The sequence below is a fragment of the Bacteroides sp. MSK.20.82 genome, from assembly GCF_019052485.1.
Taxonomy (GTDB): Bacteria; Bacteroidota; Bacteroidia; order Bacteroidales; family Bacteroidaceae; genus Bacteroides; species Bacteroides thetaiotaomicron.
In genome coordinates this window covers 1-24,141 of sequence record NZ_JAHQUN010000063.1, presented here as the reverse complement: position 1 = coordinate 24,141, position 24,141 = coordinate 1, and the positions used below count along the sequence as shown (strand labels likewise).

At 42.6% G+C, this 24,141-nt stretch carries 17 protein-coding genes and 1 pseudogene; 14 read left to right on the top strand and 4 right to left on the bottom strand.

Annotated elements, in window-relative coordinates; translation table 11 throughout:
- Positions 1–127 precede the first annotated feature (127 nt).
- The 8 genes from KTR07_RS25465 to KTR07_RS25430 all read left to right on the top strand — a co-directional run bounded on the left by KTR07_RS25465 (position 128) and on the right by KTR07_RS25430 (position 12,452).
- On the top strand, positions 128–1,117 hold the full coding sequence (locus KTR07_RS25465) for an adenosine kinase (RefSeq protein WP_008765352.1): 990 nt from the start codon (positions 128–130) through the stop codon (positions 1,115–1,117).
- A 44-nt stretch (positions 1,118–1,161) separates the two neighbouring features.
- Entirely contained in the window at positions 1,162–2,859 is a 1,698-nt protein-coding gene (locus KTR07_RS25460; RefSeq protein WP_008765353.1) for a S41 family peptidase, read from the top strand.
- Between the two features lie 191 nt (positions 2,860–3,050).
- Positions 3,051–4,469 (top strand): adenosylhomocysteinase, encoded by a 1,419-nt coding sequence (gene ahcY / locus KTR07_RS25455; RefSeq protein WP_008765354.1) that lies wholly within the window; start codon positions 3,051–3,053, stop codon positions 4,467–4,469.
- A gap of 118 nt (positions 4,470–4,587) precedes the next feature.
- Complete coding sequence (locus KTR07_RS25450) at positions 4,588–7,119, top strand: YfhO family protein (protein WP_113748089.1); 2,532 nt, start codon at positions 4,588–4,590, stop codon at positions 7,117–7,119.
- Between the two features lie 336 nt (positions 7,120–7,455).
- Positions 7,456–8,781, top strand: a complete 1,326-nt coding sequence (locus tag KTR07_RS25445) for a TolC family protein (protein WP_165938068.1) — start codon at positions 7,456–7,458, stop codon at positions 8,779–8,781.
- Positions 8,782–8,805: 24 nt separating this feature from the next.
- On the top strand, positions 8,806–9,897 hold the full coding sequence (locus tag KTR07_RS25440) for an HlyD family secretion protein (protein ID WP_113748091.1): 1,092 nt from the start codon (positions 8,806–8,808) through the stop codon (positions 9,895–9,897).
- Positions 9,898–9,902: 5 nt separating this feature from the next.
- Positions 9,903–11,540 (top strand): MFS transporter, encoded by a 1,638-nt coding sequence (locus KTR07_RS25435; protein ID WP_113748092.1) that lies wholly within the window; start codon positions 9,903–9,905, stop codon positions 11,538–11,540.
- A 39-nt stretch (positions 11,541–11,579) separates the two neighbouring features.
- Positions 11,580–12,452 carry an AraC family transcriptional regulator gene (locus KTR07_RS25430; protein WP_048693383.1) on the top strand — a complete coding sequence of 291 codons (873 nt, stop codon included), beginning with the start codon at positions 11,580–11,582 and terminating at the stop codon, positions 12,450–12,452.
- A gap of 6 nt (positions 12,453–12,458) precedes the next feature.
- Here KTR07_RS25430 and upp read toward each other — a convergent pair whose 3' ends face one another.
- Positions 12,459–13,112 carry a uracil phosphoribosyltransferase gene (gene upp, locus KTR07_RS25425; protein WP_048693380.1) on the bottom strand — a complete coding sequence of 218 codons (654 nt, stop codon included), beginning with the start codon at positions 13,110–13,112 and terminating at the stop codon, positions 12,459–12,461.
- A 281-nt stretch (positions 13,113–13,393) separates the two neighbouring features.
- On the opposite strand from upp, the gene pckA reads away from it, so the two are divergent.
- The 3 genes from pckA (at position 13,394) to KTR07_RS25410 (ending at position 16,211) form a co-directional block, all read left to right on the top strand.
- Positions 13,394–15,001, top strand: coding sequence for a phosphoenolpyruvate carboxykinase (ATP) (gene pckA / locus KTR07_RS25420; protein WP_008761973.1), 1,608 nt, complete (start codon positions 13,394–13,396; stop codon positions 14,999–15,001).
- Positions 15,002–15,132: 131 nt separating this feature from the next.
- A complete protein-coding gene (locus KTR07_RS25415; RefSeq protein WP_008761974.1) occupies positions 15,133–15,690 on the top strand; it encodes a chromate transporter in 558 nt (185 codons plus the stop codon).
- A complete protein-coding gene (locus KTR07_RS25410; protein ID WP_008761975.1) occupies positions 15,687–16,211 on the top strand; it encodes a chromate transporter in 525 nt (174 codons plus the stop codon). Before KTR07_RS25415 ends, KTR07_RS25410 begins: the two co-directional genes overlap by 4 nt.
- A 128-nt stretch (positions 16,212–16,339) precedes the next feature.
- Here KTR07_RS25410 and typA read toward each other — a convergent pair whose 3' ends face one another.
- A complete protein-coding gene (gene typA, locus KTR07_RS25405) occupies positions 16,340–18,139 on the bottom strand; it encodes a translational GTPase TypA (protein ID WP_008761977.1) in 1,800 nt (599 codons plus the stop codon).
- A 156-nt stretch (positions 18,140–18,295) separates the two neighbouring features.
- On the opposite strand from typA, the gene rpsO reads away from it, so the two are divergent.
- Entirely contained in the window at positions 18,296–18,565 is a 270-nt protein-coding gene (gene rpsO / locus KTR07_RS25400) for a 30S ribosomal protein S15 (RefSeq protein WP_008761978.1), read from the top strand.
- A gap of 79 nt (positions 18,566–18,644) precedes the next feature.
- Here rpsO and KTR07_RS25395 read toward each other — a convergent pair whose 3' ends face one another.
- Positions 18,645–21,269, bottom strand: a complete 2,625-nt coding sequence (locus tag KTR07_RS25395) for a hypothetical protein (protein WP_117981324.1) — start codon at positions 21,267–21,269, stop codon at positions 18,645–18,647.
- Between the two features lie 373 nt (positions 21,270–21,642).
- On the opposite strand from KTR07_RS25395, the gene KTR07_RS25390 reads away from it, so the two are divergent.
- Entirely contained in the window at positions 21,643–22,218 is a 576-nt protein-coding gene (locus KTR07_RS25390) for a helix-turn-helix domain-containing protein (protein ID WP_008761981.1), read from the top strand.
- A 33-nt stretch (positions 22,219–22,251) separates the two neighbouring features.
- On the top strand, positions 22,252–23,901 hold the full coding sequence (locus tag KTR07_RS25385; protein ID WP_011108477.1) for an AMP-binding protein: 1,650 nt from the start codon (positions 22,252–22,254) through the stop codon (positions 23,899–23,901).
- A 116-nt stretch (positions 23,902–24,017) separates the two neighbouring features.
- On the opposite strand, the pseudogene KTR07_RS25380 reads toward KTR07_RS25385, so the two are convergent.
- Positions 24,018–24,141, bottom strand: a pseudogene (locus KTR07_RS25380) (IS4 family transposase); the annotation flags it as partial.

The window sequence follows — 24,141 nt, the reverse complement described above, 5'->3', positions numbered from 1 at the left end:
GGACCCTCTGATTAACAGTCAGATGCTCTAACCGACTGAGCTAAGGAAGAATGTTTTTCTCAATTGCGATGCAAAAGTAGTAGGTTTTTTTGAAATATGCAATATCTTTGCAAAAAAAATATTGAGAATGGACAAAATAATAGGATTGGGCAACGCCCTGATAGACGTACTTGCAACCCTGAAAGACGATACACTCTTGGATGAACTGGGACTACCCAAGGGAAGCATGCAACTCATCGATGACGCTAAGTTACAGCAGATTAACACAAAATTTTCACAAATGAAAACGCATCTGGCAACAGGTGGATCGGCAGGAAATGCCATACTTGGACTCGCTTGTCTGGGTGCCGGAACAGGGTTTATTGGAAAAGTAGGAAATGATCATTATGGCGATTTTTTTCGGAAAAATCTGCAGAATAATAATATTGAAGACAATTTATTGACCTCCGAACAGCTCCCTTCGGGAGTGGCATCTACTTTTATTTCTCAGGATGGAGAGCGTACTTTTGGTACTTATCTGGGAGCGGCCGCTTCTTTGAAAGCTGAAGATCTGACATTGGAGATGTTCAAAGGATATGCATACTTATTTATAGAAGGATACCTTGTTCAGGATCACGAAATGATTCTTCATGCCATCGAACTGGCTAAAGAGGCTGGTCTGCAAATCTGTCTCGATATGGCAAGTTATAATATCGTGGAGAATGATCTGGAATTTTTCTCCTTATTAATAAATAAGTATGTGGATATCGTTTTTGCAAACGAGGAAGAAGCGAAAGCATTTACCGGCGAAGAACCGGAGGAAGCTCTGAGAGTGATAGCCAAGAAATGCAGCATTGCTATTGTGAAAGTTGGAGCAAACGGATCTTATATCCGTAAAGGTACGGAAGAAATTAAAGTGTCGGCTATTCCTGTAGAAAAAGTTCTGGATACCACCGGCGCAGGCGATTATTTCGCTGCCGGATTTCTGTATGGTCTGACGTGCGGATACTCGCTCGAAAAATGTGCAAAAATTGGTTCTATTCTCTCGGGAAATGTTATTCAGGTGATTGGAACAACAATCTCTCCGGAACGCTGGGATGAAATTAAGTTAAATATTAACAAGGTTCTGGCGGAATAACCAAGGTTTGAGTTACTTTTACGTCTCATTTTAATGAAAGATATATGAAAAAATTGCTGAATAGGCGGATAGCTCTTGTTTTGGTGGCTGTAATAGCTACTGTAGCTTTCTTTAGTTTTAAGAGTGGAGACGACCGCAATTTCCAGATTGCCAAGAATCTGGATACATTTAATGCGATTGTGAAAGAACTGGATATGTTCTACGTGGATACCATTGATCCGAACAAGACCATTCGCGAAGGAATCGACAATATGCTTTTCTCGCTGGATCCTTATACAGAATATTACCCGGAGGAAGATCAAAGCGAACTGGAGCAGATGGTGAAAGGAAGCTTTGGAGGTATCGGTTCTCTTATTACCTATAATACGAAGCTGAAGCGTTCCATGATTGCCGAACCGTTCGAAGGAACTCCGGCGGCCAAAGCGGGACTGAAGGCGGGAGATATCCTGATGGAAATAGACGGAAAAGATCTCCTTGGAAAGAATAATTCGGAAGTCAGCCAGATGTTGCGCGGACAGGCGGGTACGAGCTTTAAACTGAAAGTGGAGCGTCCTAATGAGAAAGGCGGACAAACCCCGATGGAGTTTACTATCGTACGTGAATCTATTCAGACCCCTGCCATCCCATATGCTACCGTGATGGATAATAAGGTGGGATATATCAGCCTGAGCACATTCTCCGGCAACCCTTCCAAGGATTTCAAAAAAGCATTGCTGGATCTGAAGAAACAGGGAGCTACTTCTCTGGTCATCGACCTCCGTAATAACGGTGGCGGTCTGTTGGATGAAGCAGTGGAAATTGCCAATTACTTCCTGCCCCGTGGAAAAGTAATCGTAACCACCAAGGGAAAGACGAAACAGGCAAGCAACACATACAAGACTTTGCGTGAACCGCTGGATCTGGATATTCCGATTGCCGTATTGGTAAACAGTGGTACGGCTTCTGCTTCAGAAATCCTGTCGGGCTCATTGCAAGACCTTGATCGTGCCGTTATTGTTGGTAACCGTACATTTGGAAAGGGACTTGTACAGGTTCCCCGTTCTTTACCTTATGGAGGAATGATGAAAGTGACTACTTCCAAATATTATATCCCAAGCGGACGTTGTGTGCAGGCGATCGACTATAAGCACCGGAACGAAGATGGAAGTGTGGGGACGATTCCCGACAGTCTGACTAACGTATTCTATACTGCTGCCGGACGTGAAGTACGTGACGGAGGTGGTGTAATGCCTGATATTACTGTCAAGCAGGAAAAACTCCCGAATATCTTGTTCTATCTCGTACGTGATAATCTGATTTTTGACTATGCAACTCAATACTGCTTGAAGCATCCTACTGTAGCTGCTCCTGAAAAGTTTGTAGTGACGGATGCTGATTACAATGATTTCAAGGAACTGGTGAAGAAGGCCGATTTCAAATATGACCAGCAGAGTGAGAAGATTCTGAAAACACTGAAAGAGGCTGCTGAATTTGAAGGCTATATGACAGATGCTGCCGAAGAGTTCAAGGCACTGGAAAAGAAGTTGAATCATAATCTTGACCGTGACCTGGATTATTTCTCTAAGGATATCAAGAGAATGATTGCTAATGAAATTATCAAGCGTTATTATTTCCAGAGAGGTGGTATTATCGAGCAACTGAAGGATGATGATGATTTGCAGGAAGCAATAAAGGTATTGAATGATCCTGCGAAGTATAAGGAAATGCTGAGCGCGCCGATAACGAAAGCTGAAAAGAAGTAACGTTGATTGTCATATATAAAATGCGGTGGACATTAGTAAGATGTTCACCGCATTTTATATATGCATATTATATTGGTTAGCCAATGGGAGCCCGGTGTAAGTGTTTTTTTTATAAAAAAGAAGGATAGCTTTTGCCCTACTAATCAGAATGTTCTATCTTTGCACCAATTACATTTTAAATGATTTACAATATGTCTACAGAATTATTCTCTACTCTGCCTTATAAAGTGGCAGATATTACACTTGCTGATTTCGGACGCAAGGAAATCGATTTGGCAGAAAAAGAAATGCCCGGCCTGATGGCTCTACGCGAAAAGTATGGAGAATCCAAACCATTAAAAGGTGCCCGTATCATGGGATCATTACATATGACCATCCAGACCGCCGTACTGATTGAAACACTGGTTGCATTGGGAGCTGAAGTCCGCTGGTGCTCTTGTAATATATATTCAACACAGGATCATGCTGCTGCTGCGATTGCCGCTTCCGGTGTTGCAGTATTTGCATGGAAAGGCGAGAATCTTGCCGATTACTGGTGGTGCACATTGCAAGCATTGAATTTCCCCGGCGGAAAAGGTCCGAACGTGATTGTAGACGATGGTGGTGACGCTACTATGATGATTCATGTCGGTTATGATGCAGAGAATGATGCTGCCGTATTGGACAAGGAAGTGCATGCGGAAGATGAAATCGAACTGAATGCCATTCTGAAAAAAGTATTGGCTGAGGATAAGACTCGCTGGCATCGTGTGGCTGAGGAAATGCGAGGCGTATCGGAAGAGACAACGACCGGTGTACACCGTTTGTATCAGATGCAGGAAGAAGGCAAATTGCTATTCCCGGCATTTAATGTGAACGATTCGGTTACCAAGTCTAAGTTTGATAATCTCTATGGATGTCGTGAGTCACTGGCTGACGGTATCAAGAGAGCGACCGATGTGATGATTGCCGGTAAGGTAGTGGTTGTATGTGGTTACGGTGATGTGGGCAAGGGATGTTCGCATTCAATGCGCTCTTATGGTGCGCGTGTGCTTGTGACGGAAGTCGATCCGATCTGTGCGTTGCAGGCTGCTATGGAAGGTTTCGAAGTCGTAACGATGGAAGATGCCTGTGCCGAAGGTAATATCTTCGTGACTACTACGGGTAATATCGATATTATTCGCATTGACCACATGGAGAAAATGAAAGATCAGGCGATCGTATGTAACATCGGACACTTCGATAATGAAATCCAGGTGGATGCGTTGAAACATTATCCGGGCATCAAATGTGTAAACATCAAGCCGCAGGTAGACCGCTATTATTTCCCGGATGGTCACAGCATTCTTTTGCTGGCTGACGGTCGTCTGGTGAATCTGGGATGTGCGACAGGCCATCCGTCATTCGTGATGAGTAACTCATTTACCAATCAGACACTGGCTCAGATCGAGTTGTTCAACAAGAAATACGAAGTAAATGTATACCGCTTGCCGAAGCACCTGGATGAAGAAGTAGCTCGCCTGCATCTCGAAAAGATCGGGGTGAAACTGACGAAGCTGACTCCGGAACAGGCCGCTTATATCGGTGTATCGGTAGACGGACCTTATAAGGCTGAACATTATAGATACTAATTTAATTGACAATTGACAGTTGACAAATGACAATGAACAGCTATATGGAACGAGTGATCTGCCGGGCTGTTATTGTTGACCTTCAATTGTCAATTGTCAATTGTCAATTGTCAATTTTATGAAGAAGTTCCTTCCCGACTTAATTGCTATTTTAGCTTTTATCATTCTTTCTTTTGCTTATTTTTTTCCGGCTGATATCGAAGGTCGTATTCTGTTTCAGCACGATACGGTGGCTGGAGTGGGAGCCGGTCAAGAAGCTCAGGAATATCTTGAACGTACAGGAGAACGTACCCGCTGGACAAACTCTCTTTTTGGTGGCATGCCTACCTATCAGATGTCTCCGAGTTATGATTCTACCAAACCGCTGAAGTGGATAGAAAACATCTATCATTTGTATCTTCCGCCTTATGTGGTGCTGACTTTCATCATGATGCTCGGGTTTTATATCCTTTTGCGGGCATTCGGGCTATCTGTCTGGTTATCTGCTTTAGGGGGGATTATCTGGGCCTTCTCCTCCTATTTCTTTATTTTGATATCGGCAGGGCATATCTGGAAATTTGTCACATTGGCTTATATTCCGCCTACGATTGCCGGTATTGTACTGGCTTATCGGAAGAAATATCTGTTGGGAGGGATTATTACCGCTTTGTTTATCGCGCTTCAGATTCAGTCGAACCATATTCAGATGAGTTACTACTTCATGTTTGTCATCCTGTTTTTTGTAGGAGCTTACTTTGAAGATGCTTATAAGAAGAAGGAACTGCCACATTTTTTCAAGGCAAGTGCCGTTCTGGCATTGGCTGCGATGATAGGAGTGTGTGCGAACCTCTCCAATCTATACCATACTTATGAGTATAGTAAGGAGACTATGCGCGGGAAGAGTGAACTGAAACAGGAAGGGCCTGCAGCTAATCAGACCAGCAGCGGACTGGACCGTAACTATATAACGAACTGGAGTTATGGAATTGGTGAAACGCTTACTTTGCTGGTTCCGAATGTAAAGGGAGGAGCATCGGTTCCGTTATCCAAGAATGAGACAGCTATGGCAAAAGCGAATCCGATGTATAGTAACATCTATTCGCAGCTGACACAGTATTTTGGCGATCAGCCCATGACTTCCGGACCGGTCTATGTGGGAGCTTTTGTTTTGTTTCTGTTTATATTGGGGTGCTTTATTGTCAAAGGACCGCTGAAATGGGCTTTACTGGGAGCTACCATCTTCTCTATTCTACTTTCGTGGGGAAAGAATTTTATGGGACTTACGGACTTTTTTATCGATTATGTACCGATGTATAACAAGTTCCGTGCCGTATCTTCTATCCTAGTTATAGCTGAATTTACGATACCTTTATTAGCGGTCTTTGCCTTAAAAGAAGTGCTGGCTAAACCGGAAATATTAAAGTTGAAAGAAAATCGGACAGGAGTAATTATCACTTTGGTATTGACAGCCGGTGTTTCACTGATTCTGGCTGTTGCCCCGGGAGTTTTCTTCTCTAGTTATATTCCGGCACAAGAGATGGCAGCTCTGCAGCAAGGACTGCCTGCTGAGTATTTATCTCCAATTATTACGAATCTGGCCGAAATGCGTAAGGCGATGCTGACTTCGGATGCATGGCGCAGTTTCTTTATTATAGTAGTAGGATGCTTCTTATTATTCCTTTATCAGCAGAAAAAGTTGAAGGCTTCTTTTACTATGACAGGTATCGTGCTTCTGTGTCTGATTGATATGTGGACTGTCAATAAGCGCTATTTGAATGATGAACAATTTGTATCAAAGTCAAACCAGACAGGAGCATTCGTTAAAACTCAGACGGATGAGATAATTCTTCAGGATACGGCTTTGAATTATCGGGTGTTGAATTTCGTAGGATTTCCCGGCAATACTTTCAATGAAAATAATACCTCATATTGGCATAAGAGTGTGGGTGGTTATCATGCGGCCAAGTTGCGTCGTTATCAGGAAATGATCGATCATCATATAACTCCGGAAATGAAGGATGCCTATCAGGAAGTTGCCGCCGCAGGCGGTGCGATGGATAGTGTGGACGCTTCTAAATTCCGTGTGCTGAATATGCTGAATACGAAGTACTTTATCTTCCCTGCCGGACAACAAGGGCAGACGGTTCCTGTTGAGAACCCTTATGCGTATGGTAACGCCTGGTTTGTGGATAAGGTGCAGTATGTCAATAATGCAAATGAAGAGATTGATGCGCTGAATGATATTCTTCCAAGGGAGACAGCAGTGGTCGATGCGAAGTTTAAAGATCAGTTGAAGGGTGTGACAGAAGGTTATAAGGATTCCTTGTCTGTCATCCGTCTGACCAGCTATGAACCGAATCGCCTGGTATATGAGACTTCTTCTGCTAAGGATGGGGTGGCTGTTTTCTCTGAGATCTATTATCCGGGCTGGCAGGCCAAGATTGACGGACAGCCGGTGGATATTGCCCGTGCTGACTATATCTTGCGTGTAATGAATGTCCCCGCAGGCAAGCATACGATTGAGATGTGGTTTGACCCGCAGAGCTTGCATATAACGGAAAGCATAGCTTATGCATCACTGGCTTTATTGCTGATCGGGGTGATGATTCTGATTTGGTTCAGCAAGAAGAAGTTAACAACTCCGAAAAAAAAGGAGGCTGAGAACTCTTAAACTTTTTTCTGATCTTGTACTATATTGTACTCTATATACCTTAAGCGGCTCTCTTCATCCCGAAGAGAGCCGCTTATGCATTCACTAAAAAATTATGAAAAACAAACGCTGTTTTGCTGTTAATTGATTTTATATTCCAAAGTTAAGTGGTTCTTTAAACAGAAGAAAAGGAAATCGACAAAGGACGAAGATTTGTCTATTAATATAGTGACATTATAATAATTAAGGCGGAAATCAGGACTGAAAAAGGAAAATATGAACATAAACAGTCGATATATGGATAGTCCCATTTTGTCGCAACCCATTAAATTTGTGCCTGAATATAGAGCGATTATTATGAAAAGACTATTGTTCATTTTTACCTTTTTTTGCCTCCCTGCCATTCATGGAGGCGCACAGAATATTCTGACTCTGGAGAACTGCCTTCGTATAGGGATTGAGAACAATCTCTCTTTACAGGGAAAACGAAAAGCGATGCAGAAAAGTAAGTATGGCATTTCGGAGAATCGGGTGAAGTTGTTGCCGCAAATCAATGGCTTTGCCAACTTTAATGATAATATCGATCCGCCTGTCTCAGTAACAGACGGCTCTTCCTATGGAGTACCTTATAATATCACCCGAACGCTGCAATATGGTGCCAATGTCGGGGTAGAATTGCAGATGCCGCTTTATAATCAGACTCTCTATACTTCGATTTCCATAGCAGAGATTGTGGATGAGATGAGCCGGCTTTCGTATGAAAAGGCACGGGAAGATCTGATCTTGCAGATCAGTAAAATGTACTATCTGGGACAGGTCACTGCGGAACAGATTGCATTGATAAAAGCCAATATCACCCGATTGGAAGAACTGAGAAATATCACACAGGCTTTCTTTGATAATGGAATGGCGATGGAAGTTGATCTGAAGCGGGTGAATATTAATCTGGAAAATCTGAAAGTGCAGTATGACAATGCACAGGCGATGATGACACAACAACTTAATATGTTGAAGTATATCATGGATTATCCGGCGGAAAAAGAAATCGGTTTATTGCCGGTAAACACGGACAGTATCGCTACGGTTGCTTTGACCGGGTTGTCGGAAAACCTCTATGAGCTTCAGTTGCTTCAATCACAGGTGCAGCTGGCAGAGCGGCAGAAACGATTGATCAGTAATGGCTATATTCCTTCTCTCAATCTGACGGGAAACTGGAGGTTTGCCGCTTATACTGATGAGGCTTATCATTGGTTTCATTCCGGTCCGTCCAATCATTGGTTCCGTTCTTATGGAGTGGGACTGACTTTGCGTATTCCTATTTTTGATGGTTTGGATAAGAAGTATAAGATCCGGAAAGCAATGATCGATATTGAAACCATGAAACTTTCACGGTTGGATACACAGAAGAATCTGCAAACACAGTATCTGAATGCTGTAAATGACTTGATGAATAACCAGCGGAACTTTAAGAAACAGAAAGACAATTATCTGCTTGCCGAAGAAGTGTATACGGTTACTACCGACCGCTACCGGGAAGGAATCACTTCAATGACTGAAGTTCTGCAGGATGAAATGCGGATGAGCGAGGCACAGAACAACTACATTAGTGCACATTATAATTATCGGGTGACCAACCTGATGTTACTGAAACTAACCGGACAGATCTCATCCCTGTTCAAATAACAGATAACTAATTGAATCATTCATATGGAAACAAAGGAAAATAATACAGTCTCTAGTACGCATCAGGAGAAAGCTAAGAAAATGAGAAAATTACGCCGCTGGCAGATTGTAGTAAGTCTGTTTGGAGTTGCTGTAATTGCTTGGGGAGTAATTGAAATTGTTTTTCTCTTTCTGGGCTATAGGCAGACGGAAACCAGCAATGATGCGCAGATAGAGCAATATGTGTCGCCTGTCAATCTGCGTGCATCGGGCTATATTAATAAGATTTATTTTACGGAACATCAGCAGGTACGCAAAGGTGATACCTTGCTGGTGCTGGACGACCGCGAATATAAAATCCGGGTGATGGAAGCTGAGGCTGCACTGAAGGATGCGCAGGCAGGCGCCACTGTGATAAATGCTACCTTGCAGACTACGCAAACAACTGCATCTGTGTATGATGCGTCTATAGCTGAAATAGAAATCCGGCTGGCAAAATTGGAGAAAGACCGTCAGCGGTATGAAAATCTGGTCAAACGAAATGCGGCGACACCTATCCAGTTGGAACAGATTACAACGGAGTATGAAGCTACCTTTAAGAAGCTGGAAGCAACCAGGCGCCAGCGGGAGGCGGCTCTTTCGGGAGTGAATGAAGTATCTCACCGTCGTGAGAATACGGAAGCTGCCATTCAGCGTGCTACGGCTGCGCTTGAAATGGCACGACTGAATCTATCGTATACGGTTGTACTGGCTCCTTGCGATGGCAAGTTAGGCAGACGTTCTCTGGAAGAAGGGCAGTTTATTACAGCAGGGCAATGCATTACATATATTCTGCCCGATACACAAAAATGGATTATTGCTAATTATAAAGAAACGCAGATAGAGAATCTCCGCATCGGGCAGGAGGTGGCTATCACGGTAGATGCCATCAGCAAGAAAGAATTTGCAGGCAAAGTAACTGCTATATCCGGGGCGACGGGTTCTAAATATTCATTGGTGCCGACTGACAATTCTGCCGGAAACTTTGTGAAAATACAGCAGCGTATCCCTGTCCGTATTGATTTTACGGATTTATCGAAGGAAGACAATGATAAGCTGGCGGCGGGTATGATGGTAGTAGTAAAAGCTAAACTCTGATAGCCATGCCTTCGTGTCCTAGAAATTATCCTTTTTACAATTGGGTGCCCAAACCGATAGGTATTATTATCCTGCTGTTCTTTTTCCTGCCGATTCTTTCGGTGGGCGGGGTATACTCTGTGAACAGTACCGAGATGATGAGCGGCTTGGGTATTATTTCCGAGCATATTCAGTTTGCCAATTTTGTGACTTCCATCGGTATGGCGGCATTTGCTCCCTTCTTGTATGAACTGGTTTGTATACGACGGGAGAAACTGATGTGTATCGCAGGTTTTGCACTGATGTATGTATTCAGCTATGTATGTGCCAAAACCGACAGTATCTTTTTGCTGGCACTCTGCAGCCTGCTGACAGGGTTCCTGCGTATGGTACTGATGATGGTCAATCTGTTTACGCTGATCAAATATGCTTTTGGCATGGAGGCAACGCGTAATATTACTCCCGGCATGGAACCGAAAGACGCGACGGGATGGAATAAGCTGGATATCGAAAAATGTGTCAGCCAGCCGGTAGTTTATCTGTTTTTTATGATCCTGGGGCAAATGGGTACGGCGCTAACGGCTTGGCTGGCTTTCGAATACGAATGGAAATATGTATACTATTTTATGATGGGTATTCTGCTGCTTTCCATTCTGATACTGTTCATTACGATGCCTAATCATGGTTTCGCCGGACGTTTCCCCATCAATTTCCGCAAATTCGGCAATGTGACCGCATTTTGCGTATCATTGACGTGCATCACTTATGTGCTGGTTTATGGCAAGGTGCTGGATTGGTATGATGATACCTCTATTTGCTGGGCAACGGCGATCAGTATCCTTTTTGCCGGGATTTTTCTTTATATGGATGTTACCCGGCGGTCTTCCTACTTTATTTTGGGGGCGCTGAGGTTGCGTACCATTCGTATGGGGGCTTTGCTTTATTTACTGCTGATGATTATCAATTCCAGTGCGATGTTTGTCAATGTGTATGCAGGAGTCGGGATGCACCTGGATAATTTACAGAATGCATCGCTGGCAAACTGGTGTATGGTCGGTTATTTTATCGGTGCCTTGATTTCCATCGTATTGGGGTCTAAAGGGGTGCATCTGAAATATCTTTTTGCTCTCGGCTTTTTCTTTCTGGCATTGTCGGCAGGATTCATGTACTTTGAAGTGCAGACAGCCGGACTTTACGAACGAATGAAGTATCCCGTAATTATTCGTACCATTGGAATGATGATTTTATATGCATTGACAGCAGCTTATGCCAATCAGCGGATGCCTTTTAAATATCTTTCTACCTGGATTTGCATTATGCTTACCGTCCGTATGGTACTGGGACCGGGGATCGGAGGGGCTATTTATTCAAATGTACTGCAGGAACGCCAGCAACATTATATTACCCGTTATGCACAAAATGTTGATCTGGTAAACCCCGAAGCTTCTGCTTCGTATACCAATACCGTGCAGGGAATGCAGTATCAGGGAAAGAGTGAAACGGAAGCGCATAACATGGCTGCCATGTCCGTCAAGGGGCGGATACAGGTGCAGGCTACGCTCTCTGCTGTGAAAGAAATGGCGGGGTGGACTATTTATGCAGGCGTTATTTGTATGATTTTTGTGCTCGTAGTGCCTTATCCCAAACGAAAATTGCTAACTTAGTATCGTTTTTCAATAGTAATTTATCAGTGAGTCAGTGTTATGGATACTCAGCAGGAACGTTTATTACAGCTTGACCGTGATCTGAAAAGCGGAAAGAATATATGCAGTTCGGGAGGTGTGCTCAGTTGTTTTCCATCTTCTTTAAAAGAACCTTTTCTGATGCAGGGGCTTGGTTTGGTTGTCTGCCGGCAAGGTAGTTTCCAGTTTTCTCTTGATAATAAGTGCGCTTCAGCCAAGGCGGGTGAAACCTTGTTTATTCATGAAGAATCTTGGTTTCAAGTACTTCAGGAGACCGAAGATGTGGAAATTTTTATTCTTGCCTATCAGATAGAACCGATACGTGATATTATCGGCAACTCGGTGGTTTCCATGTATATGTATTCGAAACTTACTCCGGAACTCTCTTGTGTATGGAATACCGGCGAGGAAGATGAGATTATGAAGTATATGTCTTTGATAGACAGTGTGCTGGAAATGGAGGAGAGTGCGTTTAGCCTTTATGAGCAGAAACTTCTTCTGCTGGCACTGACCTATCGTATTTGTTCGGTCTATAACCGTAAATTGATTAGTGCCGGACAAGAAACGGGCGGGCGGAAAAATGAGATATTTGTTCGTCTCATCCAGTTGATAGAGCAATATTATATGCAGGAAAGGAGTGTGGAATTCTATGCGGATAAACTCTGTCTGTCTCCGAAATACCTTTCGGCTCTTTCCAAAAGCATCTGTGGGTATACGGTGCAGGAACTTGTATTCAAGGCGATTATCCGTAAGTGTATCTCTTTGTTGAAGAATACGCAAAAAAATATTCAGGAGATTTCCAATGAGTTCGGCTTCCCCAATGCTTCTTATTTTGGCACATTCTTCAAGAAGCAAATGGGGATGTCGCCGCAGCAATATCGAAGGAATCTTTAATCGAAATTACTCTTTTTCTCCGTAAGCCAGATCGCCTGCGTCGCCCAGCCCCGGTACAATATAGGAATGTTCATTGATTTCAGGATCGATGGCAGCACACCAGATGGTTGTTTTGTCTTCGGGAAATACGTTCTTGATATGATCGATTGCATGTTGGCTGGCAATGATCGAAGCTACGTGAATTTCGGCGGGATGGCCTTTGGTAAGCATGGCCTGATAACTCAGTTCCATACTGCCGCCTGTAGCCAGCATCGGATCGGTGATAATCAGCGTTTTGTCGTCAATACGCGGAGATGCGATATATTCTATATGTATATCAAATTTCAGGGTATCTTTATATTTACGATAGGCGGACACAAATGCATTTTCTGCTCCGTCGAAATAGCTTAGGAAGCCTTGGTGAAAAGGAAGGCCGGCGCGGAGGATGGTACTGATGACAAGCTGGTTGTCCGGTGTGCTGACGGGAGCAATGCCCAGTGGTGTCCGGATGTTTTTTACTGAGTATCGGAACTCTTTGCTCATTTCGTAAGCCATGATTTCTCCGATCCGTTCAATGTTACGGCGGAAACGCAGGCGGTCATTCTGAACTTCTACATTTCTGATTTCGGATATGTACTGGTTTAGAATCGAATTTGTTTGGCTAAAATCAATTACTTTCATATTATAGTTTAATCATAATTTAATCTCATTTTCATCGTATTGAGAACGTTCTGGCTTGCAAAGTAAACGATAATCTTTCAAATTGCAATATTCAGTTTGCAGATATTGTTAGGAATTTATAAAAGAGATTCAATTAGGGAAAAATTTCTCTAATCCCTTCTTCCTTTTCAAAGAAAGTATTACTTTTGTACCCGGATTTACAAGGAGGCACCCAAAGCTCCTCATGTTCAGGTGAAAAGAGATAATAAAACGAAATACCAATTTTAATTAATTCAAAAAAAATGGCAAATTTAGATTTAAGCAAGTACGGTATCACAGGTGTGACCGAGATTGTGCACAATCCGTCTTATGACGTTTTGTTCGCTGAAGAAACAAAACCAGGTTTGGAAGGTTTTGAAAAAGGCCAGGTAACTAACATGGGCGCTGTAAACGTAATGACTGGCGTTTATACAGGACGTTCTCCTAAAGATAAATTCTTCGTAAAAGACGAAACCAGCGAAAATACAGTATGGTGGACTTCTGAAGAATACAAAAACGACAACAAACCAGTTGACGCTAAATGTTGGGCAGCTGTGAAAGATTTGGCAACTAAAGAACTTTCTAACAAGAGACTGTTCGTAGTTGACGCTTTTTGTGGTGCTAACGAAAACTCTCGCTTGAAACTGCGCTTCATCATGGAAGTAGCATGGCAAGCTCACTTCGTAACAAACATGTTCATCCGTCCGACAGCTGAAGAACTGGCTAACTTCGGTGAACCTGATTTCGTTATCATGAACGCTTCTAAAGCTAAAGTTGAAAACTACAAAGAGCTGGGCTTGAACTCTGAAACTGCAGTTGTATTCAACTTGACTGAAAAGATCCAGGTTATTCTGAATACTTGGTACGGTGGTGAAATGAAGAAAGGTATGTTCTCTTACATGAACTACTTATTGCCTTTGAACGGTATGGCTTCTATGCACTGCTCTGCTAACACAGATAAAGAAGGCAAGAGCTCAGCTATCTTCTTCGGTCTGTCAGGTACAGGTAAGACTACTTTGTCTACTGACCCGAAACGTTTGTTGATCGGTGATGACGAACACGGATGGGATGACGAAGGTGTATTCAACTTCGAAGGTGGTTGCTACGCTAAAGTTATCAACTTGGATAAAGAAAGTGAACCGGACATCTGGAATGCTATCAAACGCGATGCTTTGTTGGAAAACTGTACAGTTAACGCTGAAGGCGAAATCAACTTCGCTGACAAGTCAGTAACTGAAAACACTCGTGTTTCTTATCCTATCTATCACATCGAAAACATCGTTAAACCGGTGTCTAAAGGTCCTCACGCTAAACAAGTTATTTTCTTGTCAGCTGACGCATTCGGTGTATTGCCTCCGGTATCTATCCTGAACGCAGAACAAACTAAATATTACTTCTTGTCTGGTTTTACAGCTAAATTGGCTGGTACAGAACGTGGTATCACTGAACCGACTCCGACATTCTCGGCTTGTTTCGGTGCTGCTTTCTTGTCACTGCACCCAACTAAATACGGTGAAGAACTGGTGAAGAAGATGGAAAAAACTGGTGCTAAGGCATACTTGGTTAACACTGGTTGGAATGGTACCGGCAAACGTATCTCTATCAAAGATACTCGTGGTATCATCGACGCTATCCTTGACGGTTCTATCGACAAAGCTCCTACTAAGGTTATGCCTTACTTCGACTTTGTTGTTCCTACAGAACTTCCGGGTGTTGATCCGAAGATCCTTGACCCACGCGACACTTACGAATGTGCTTGCCAATGGGAAGAAAAAGCAAAAGATTTGGCTGGACGTTTCATCAAGAACTTCGCTAAATTTACAGGTAACGAAGCTGGTAAGGCTTTAGTTGCTGCTGGTCCGAAACTCTAAGCCTCTTAGGCAATAGATATGTAATGCAAAATGTGGGCGGTTCCTTTCGGGACCGCCTTTTTTTGTTTATATGAAGGTGATTTTGTATCTTTGTTAATCTGAATTATGTTCGATAAAACGCAGATAAATACATGATTATTACTTATTTAAAACTCTTTTGTACATTCGCGAAAATTGGTATGTTTACCATTGGCGGGGGATATGCTATGATTCCTTTGATAGAACGGGAAATAGTAAAGAAAAACTGGATGAGCAAGGACGAATTTATGGAAATGTTTGCCTTGACTCAATCGTTGCCCGGAGTTTTTGCGGTAAATATATCCATTTTCGTGGGATATAAACTTCATAAGGTTAGCGGAAGTCTGGTTTGTGCGTTGGCGACTATTCTCCCTTCATTTGTCATTATGATGTTGATTGCCATGTTCTTTGCTCGTTTTCAGGACAATGAGGTGATGATTCGTATCTTCAACGGGATACGTCCGGCTGTAGTGGCGCTGATTTTGTTTCCTTGTATATCTGCGGTCAGAGCTTTGCATTTGAAGTATGTGCAACTGATAGCTCCTGTGATTGCCACAGTACTGATCTGGCAATTCGGGCTTTCTCCTATTTATGTGGTATTGGCGGGGATTTCCGGTGGATTAGTGTATACTCTGTGGTTGAAAAATAAGATTAAAGATATAAAGGCATGATATATTTACAGTTACTTTGGGTGTATCTGAAGATAGGTACGTTTGGTTTCGGAGGTGGTTATGCGATGCTTTCGTTGATTCAGCATGAAATTGTAGATCTCCACCATTGGCTGACTCCCCAACAATTTACGGATGTGGTGGCAATTTCGCAGATGACTCCGGGGCCGATTGGAATTAATAGTGCTACTTATGTGGGCTATGCAGTGACACACAGTGTATGGGGAGCGGTACTTGCTACCGTAGCGGTGTGTCTGCCCTCTTTTATTCTCGTATTGCTCATTTCCTATTTCTTTGCGAAATGCAAGGATAATAAATACATAAAAGCAGCGATGTCCGGCTTGCTTCCCATGTCAGTGGCATTGATTGCCTCGGCTGCCTTGTTGATGATGAACAGGGAGAATTTTATTGATTATAAAAGTATAGGGATTTTTGCAGGAGCATTCCTTATCACCTGGAAATGGGATTTGCATCCTATTCTGCTGATTTGTCTGGCAGGTCTGGTGGGGGTGATCTTGTATTAAAAAAACTTTTATAAAGCTAGGGTCGGCTACTGGATCGTAAAGAAGTTGCTGAATATGCATGAACTGGAAATAGAAAAAGCCCGCTAGATAAAATCCGGCGGGCTTTCTGCATTATCTCGGGCTATTGCTTACGATTTGTTCGCGCGTTTACGCTCGATTTCGTCCAGAATGACTTTGCGCATACGCATTGCTTTCGGAGTTACCTCTACGTATTCATCTTCTTTGATATATTCCAATGCCTCTTCGAGTGAGAACTGAACAGGCGGAATCAGACGAACTTTGTCATCAGATCCGGAAGCACGCATGTTGGTAAGCTTTTTGGATTTTGTAACGTTGATAACCAGGTCGTTGTCATGGGAGTGTTCCCCTACTACCTGACCTGCATATACTTCGTCCTGCGGGAAGATGAAGAACTTACCGCGATCCTGCAATTTATCGATGGCATAGGCAAAAGCAGTTCCGCTTTCCATTGCGATCATGGAGCCATTGGTACGGCGTTCGATTTCTCCCTTGTGCGGCTGATATTCTTTAAAACGGTGTGCCATGATAGCTTCACCGGCAGAAGCGGTCAGTACGTTGGTACGAAGACCGATGATACCACGTGAAGGCATGTCGAATTCAAGGTTGATACGTTCGCCTGTATTTTCCATCTTCACCATTTCACCTTTGCGGCGGGTAACCATATCGATGATCTTGCTTGAATATTCTTCCGGTACGTTGATTGTCAGTTCTTCGATCGGTTCGCACTTGACGCCGTCGATTTCTTTAAAGATAACCTGTGGTTGACCTACTTGCAGTTCGTATCCTTCACGACGCATAGTCTCGATCAATACAGAAAGGTGAAGTACGCCACGGCCGGAAACAATCCATTTGCCGTCTTCCTCACTCTTTCTTACACGGAGTGCCAGATTCTTATCAAGTTCTTTCATCAGGCGGTCGTGGATGTGGCGTGAAGTCACGAACTTACCGTCTTTTCCGAAGAACGGAGAGTCATTGATGGCAAATAGCATGCTCATCGTCGGCTCGTCAATAGCGATTGGCGGTAATGCTTCCGGATTTTCGAAATCGCAGACTGTATCTCCGATCTCAAATCCCTCGATACCTACCAATGCACAGATATCTCCTGATGAAACTTCGTTTGTCTTTACGCGTCCCAAACCTTCAAATACATGAAGCTCTTTAATTTTAGATTTGAACATATCGCCATTACGTTTTACCAGCGTGATGTTCATACCTTCTTTCAAGGTACCGCGATGTACGCGACCTACGGCAATACGACCGGTATAAGAAGAATAATCCAGAGAAGTAATCAGCATCTGCGGAGTACCTTCCAGTTGTTCGGGAGCAGGAATATTTTCAATAATACAATCCAGCAGCGGGGTAATGGTATCTGTCGGCTTTTGCCAGTCTGTGCTCATCCAGTTATTTTTGGCGGAACCGTAAATAACGGGGAAGTCCAGTTGGTCTTCTGTTGCGTTGAGGCTGAACATCAGGTCGAAAACCATTTCGTAAACTTCTTCAGGGCGGCAGTTAGGCTTATCTACCTTATTTACTACCACGATTGGTTTCAAACCGATTTCCAGTGCTTTCTGAAGTACGAAACGTGTTTGGGGCATCGGACCTTCGAAAGCGTCGACTAACAGAATGCAGCCATCTGCCATATTCAATACGCGTTCTACTTCACCACCGAAGTCGCTGTGTCCCGGAGTATCAATGATGTTAATTTTAGTACCGTTGTAATTGATGGATACATTTTTAGAAAGGATCGTTATACCACGTTCACGTTCCAGGTCGTTGTTATCCAGGATAAGTTCACCACTATTTTGATTGCTGCGGAATAGATTTCCGGCCAGCAACATCTTGTCAACCAGCGTTGTTTTCCCATGGTCAACATGGGCAATGATTGCAATGTTTCGAATATTTTGCATATAATACCTATTATTTGGCTGCAAAGGTACGAAAATAGGATTAGAAATAAATGCAATAGCCCCATTTTTTTCTTGTAAAACGTTGTGAGATATAAAGATAATGTCTATCTTTGCACGCTCAAAAGAATAATTTACTATATCAAAATTCTAAAAATTATGTATTTAGACGCAGCTGAAAAGCAAGAAATCTTTGGAAAGTACGGGAAGTCTAACTCTGATACTGGCTCAACTGAAGCGCAGATAGCTTTGTTTTCCTACCGTATTTCTCACCTGACTGAGCACATGAAGCTCAACAGAAAAGATTATAGTACAGAGAGAGCTTTAACAATGTTGGTAGCTAAACGTCGCCGTTTGCTGAATTACCTGAAGGACAAAGATATCACAAGATATCGTTCTATTGTTAAAGAACTTGGTTTGCGTAAGTAATCTACTTGCCGCGAAAAGATTAAAAACCGTTTCTCACATTGAGAAACGGTTTTTTTATTGGCTTTCAATGAAGGGTGGATTAGTATTTTATGCTGTGCACATTGATTGCAGTCGGCTGTCCGTTGTATAGTGCTTCACAACTAATTGTCAGGAATGTAGACGAGTTCGCATTATTACAGCGAATGATGGCTTCTCCATTTTTGTCGGTGGTAACTTTAGGATTCCAATAGATTGTACGGCGGTGGTCATTGCCTTGTCCTTTACTGATATCCGGATAATAGGGTGAATAAAATTCAATAGGTTGGGAGTAACCTTGGATTTGTGTGTTTCGGATACCACGTGATTGGTACTTCTTTTCCGGGTCCCAATTGTCGATGGTGGTGATATAGCAAATTGCAAATTGATTTCCCGGTTGATTATAGGGAGTTGTGTTGTTCAGATAACTTTTGAGAGCTTTTTCTTCAAAGGGAGAGAGTCTGGAAGTTTCCATGTGATTTTTTAGACTTTCGTCGCTCAGGTGATAAGCGCTGTCGTCATCAATTCCGGCACTTGCTGTCGTGCCGTCGCAAATCATAACAGATTTTATCGCATCGATATTTTTATCTATAAAAAGCTCCCGATCAAATGTTGAGTAAAGAACTCCATTTATGACGCATAATATATAATGATTCTTGTATTTCATGGTTATAAATGGTGGATCTCCCTTCCACTTAGACTTCACTTGAATATTGGGATTTAATGTGGTCATTAGCCAAGGGAAATAGTCTATGAATTTTCCTTCATCGCGCATTCGATCCAGTTCCTTAGGGATATCATAATAAGCTCTTACAGATTGCTCGAAAGCTAGAATTTTTTTGTATTTCGTACGTTTGGCTTTAATCGTTACCTGATCCAACAAATGAGTGTCGTGTCCCATAATTGAATCTAGATAAAGAGAGTCGGAGAGACTGCTCCACCAACTGAGTCCGCTAATATCTTCCCATTTAGGATGTAGCTCTTCGTAAGCGTATTTGCGTAGTTCGGGTGTAAAGTTACGGAAAAGTGATATGTTTGTTTTCCAGTTCAGCTTTTTTCCTTTACGGCGAGTTTGAATAGCCGCACTCATGGAACCATTGAAGGCATCCATTGGAATGTGGAAGAACCCCAAAGAGTCTGTGACCGTAGTACCTGCTGCTGATATCGTATCTCTCCGGGCAATGACGCTTACAGAGATATCTTTTTGCTCTTTGTTTCTCAGAAAAGATGTTACCTGCCCATGCAGAGTCAGTCTCGTTTCCGGCAGATAGATTGGTATTTCTGGAGTGGCACTGATGGCTTGGCTTATATCATATTTTCTCCATCCGTGAATCATCAACAGATTATCTAATGCCACTCTTCGTCTGGGAGAATTGTTTGCGAAATAATATCCAGGTTGATGAATGTATCCTTTCAGATCTGATGTAAGTAAAAGGTCTGTGTAAATTGTCTGATCGAACCGTTGGAAGTCTGATTTTAAAGCATCCCGGACCGCTACGGAGAAATGTCCTTGTATTGGTTGACCTGTATGGTTTTTCATTGAGATATGATACTCAATTGGTTCAAAAGGATAGTATAATGCATTGGTGGATGTGGCTGTTAACTGTAAAGATGGAGAAGGCATCACATAGCAAAAACGCTCGCATAACGTTGCCCCATTGCTATTCATTAAAGAGAGTTGTATGACTCCTCCCGGCAATCCCTGAGTGGATAACGGGAGATGATATACTGTTTGATCTTTAAAATCAATGGTCTGATACATGAGCGGACGTCCTTGATGTGATATGAATAAAGCCAGTGTATCTTTGAGACTTGTCGAATTTCTGAGAACTTTGATGACTAATGCTTTTTCTTTAGACGTCACATTTAGCACATATCCTTGGGGTAAAGCCTTCGGTAGCTGAAATGAGTATTTTTTATCTTGATAGGTCACTACAGCTTTGGCTTGTTTGTCTGTAGGGGTGTATGTAAAGCATCCCATACCGTCGTGGAGAGTTGTAAATTGTGCAAGTTCTACATCATCCGGCCCATAAACAGTTCCTGAAATGCCTACTGTACCTTCTTCTTTACTTGTCGCTTCGAATGCAACGACTGAAGGTACTCCCTCTACTAATTGTCCACCTTCCGGGAAGAATCGAATCATGAAATCTTTTTCTTTTGAACGCGGACGTTGCTTCATAGATTCGTCCATTCGGTAGGTGATGATGCTCCGGTTTTCGTCTACTTCGCTCCTCCGTTTTCTATATACAGGGATCGTACGCGAGAAATATTGCTTTTCACTGAATGCCAACATCCACTTCGTATAAGCCCTGATCTCGTAAAAGCCCGAGAATAAGGCTTTTGTCAGTATGAATTGTCCTTCTCCTTCTCCATCCCGCAACTGTATGATTTGCCGTTCACTAGTATTTCCCAGTTGGTCTAATAGTTCTACATAAAGGGGGGTACTGATTGGGCTAGGCTGGTTTTGCTCGGCCGTTACTACGTATGCCTTATACCATATCGTGTCTCCGATGTAGTAACTGGTGTTGTCCAAGTGCAGATAGGCTTTCTCGCGTGGATATGCATCGGCGTAGGCTTGTGAACGGGCAAAGTAAGTTGCGAATATAGAATCCGCAACTTGCTGGCTATGGATTTGCACGGCTATACTTGATAGGAGGCAGAAAATGATGATTATGGAGCGTATTCTCATTGTATTTTGAGTGATCAGTAATTTGAAGGCAGGGGAACGTCGAGTGTTAGCATAACTATACTTGTTGGATTCTCTCTTTACTACTTGTGAATTGATTGTGTGTGTTCATAAGCTATATATTTAGAGGTTTAACAATAACTACTTATGATTTTACAAGAAAAGAAAAAATAATGATAATATGAAAATTCCGAGTTTAATTAGTGTTAATCTCCAGACTATATAATCACTTTATTCATTTTATAGGGGAGTAGGTGAAAAGAGATATATTACTGGAGATATTTTAGGATTATAATTGTGTTCATCTAAAGATTTTGCTATTTTTGCAACCAAATTATTCTAATTTATCACCTTTGCTAACTAAAAAACTTTCAATATGGATACGAGTAAGATTGTTGGAGAGAAAATTAAAGCGCTCCGGGAAGATAAATCAATAAGTATAGAGGAATTGGCACAGCGTTCGGGTTTGGCTATCGAGCAGATCGAACGAATTGAAAATAACATCGATATACCGTCTCTTGCACCGCTGATTAAAATAGCGCGTGTGCTGGGTGTGCGTCTGGGAACTTTCCTGGATGATCAGGATGAAATCGGGCCTGTGGTATGCCGTAAAAAAGAGGCTAAAGATGCCATCAGCTTTTCCAATAATGCGATTCATTCACGCAAGCACATGGAATATCATTCATTGTCTAAATCGAAAGCGGATCGTCACATGGAGCCGTTTATCATTGACGTGATGCCGACAGAGGACAGCGACTTTGTGCTTTCTTCGCATGAAGGAGAAGAGTTTATCATGGTTATGGAAGGGGTTATGGAAATCAGCTATGGTAAGAATACCTATTTGCTGGAAGAAGGTGATAGTATTTACTATGATTCTATCGTTCCACATCATGTACATGCTTACGAAGGGCAGGCTGCTAAAATATTGGCTGTAGTCTACACTCCGATTTAATAAAATCAGATACCAAATATTAAGAATAATCGCATGCAATTATTTGAACGTACTCTTGGGCAATGGCTGGAACATTGGGCTGAAGAGACTCCCGATAAGGAATATATCGTTTATTCCGACCGTAATCTTCGTTTTACATGGAGCCAGCTAAACCAGCGTGTGGATGATATGGCGAAAGGACTGATCGCTGTTGGTGTGGAACGTGGTACTCATGTCGGTATTTGGGCGGCGAACGTGCCCGATTGGCTGACATTGCTGTATGCTTGTGCCAAGATTGGTGCGGTATACGTCACGGTGAATACGAATTATAAGCAGGCCGAGCTGGAGTATCTTTGCCAGAATTCCGATATGCATACACTTTGTATCGTCAATGGTGAAAAGGACAGTGATTTTGTGCAAATGACGTATACGATGCTTCCTGAACTGAAAACCTGCGAACGCGGTCATTTGAAGAGTGAACGCTTTCCGTATATGAAGAATGTGATATACGTCGGTCAGGAGAAACATCGGGGAATGTATAATACTGCGGAAATCTTGCTGCTAGGGAATAATGTGGAAGATGACCGCCTGACTGAACTTAAAAGTAAAGTAGACTGTCATGATGTAGTGAATATGCAATATACATCAGGAACTACCGGTTTCCCGAAAGGAGTGATGCTGACTCATTATAATATTGCCAACAACGGTTTTCTGACCGGCGAACACATGAAGTTTACGGCGGATGACAAACTCTGTTGTTGTGTGCCGCTATTCCATTGTTTTGGAGTGGTGTTGGCTACGATGAACTGTCTGACTCATGGGTGTACACAGGTGATGGTAGAGCGGTTTGATCCGTTGGTCGTGTTGGCTTCCATTCATAAGGAACGCTGTACTGCTCTTTATGGGGTGCCTACGATGTTTATTGCCGAGCTGCACCATCCGATGTTCGACCTGTTTGATATGTCTTGTCTGCGTACCGGTATAATGGCAGGTTCGTTGTGTCCGGTTGAACTGATGAAACAGGTAGAAGAGAAGATGTACATGAAGGTTACCAGCGTATATGGACTGACTGAAGCCGCTCCCGGTATGACCGCTACCCGCATCGATGATTCGTTTGATGTACGTTGTAATACGGTAGGGCGCGACTTCGAATTTACGGAAGTCAGAGTGATTGATCCTGAAACCGGCGAAGAATGTCCGGTAGGCGTACAAGGCGAAATGTGCAATCGTGGATATAATACGATGAAAGGGTATTATAAGAATCCGGAAGCTACGGCTGAAGTGATTGATAAAGATAACTTCCTGCATTCGGGCGACTTAGGTATTAAAGATGAGGACGGAAATTACCGGATCACAGGGCGTATCAAGGATATGATTATTCGTGGTGGTGAAAATATCTATCCGCGTGAAATCGAAGAATTCCTTTATAAGCTTGATGGGGTAAAGGATGTTCAGGTAGCAGGAATTCCCTCTAAGAAATATGGTGAAGCAGTTGGTGCTTTTATCATCTTGCAGGAAGGAGTTGAAATGCATGAGTCGGACGTTCGTGACTTCTGTAAGAATAAGATTTCCCGTTATAAGATACCGAAATATGTCTTTTTTGTGAAGGAGTTCCCGATGACAGGCAGCGGTAAAATTCAGAAATTCAGATTGAAAGATCTTGGATTGCAGCTTTGTAAGGAGCAAGGAATAGAAATTATTTAAATAAAGAATTAAAAAAGAAGAAGGAAGAATTAGCTGCGCTGTATGCTGCATAGCAATTCTTCATTCTTCTTTTTTTAGTTCTTCGTTCATTAGTGTCCCATTAAAATTGGGACGAATTAAAAATTAAACAACCTTGGCCCATTTGGTCCGAATCGTTCTTTGTCATTTTGAAATTTAGTTTTATTAAAGAGGTCTCTCAGATGAGTCTTATCAGTCAATGAGATGCTCAGTATTTGTAAC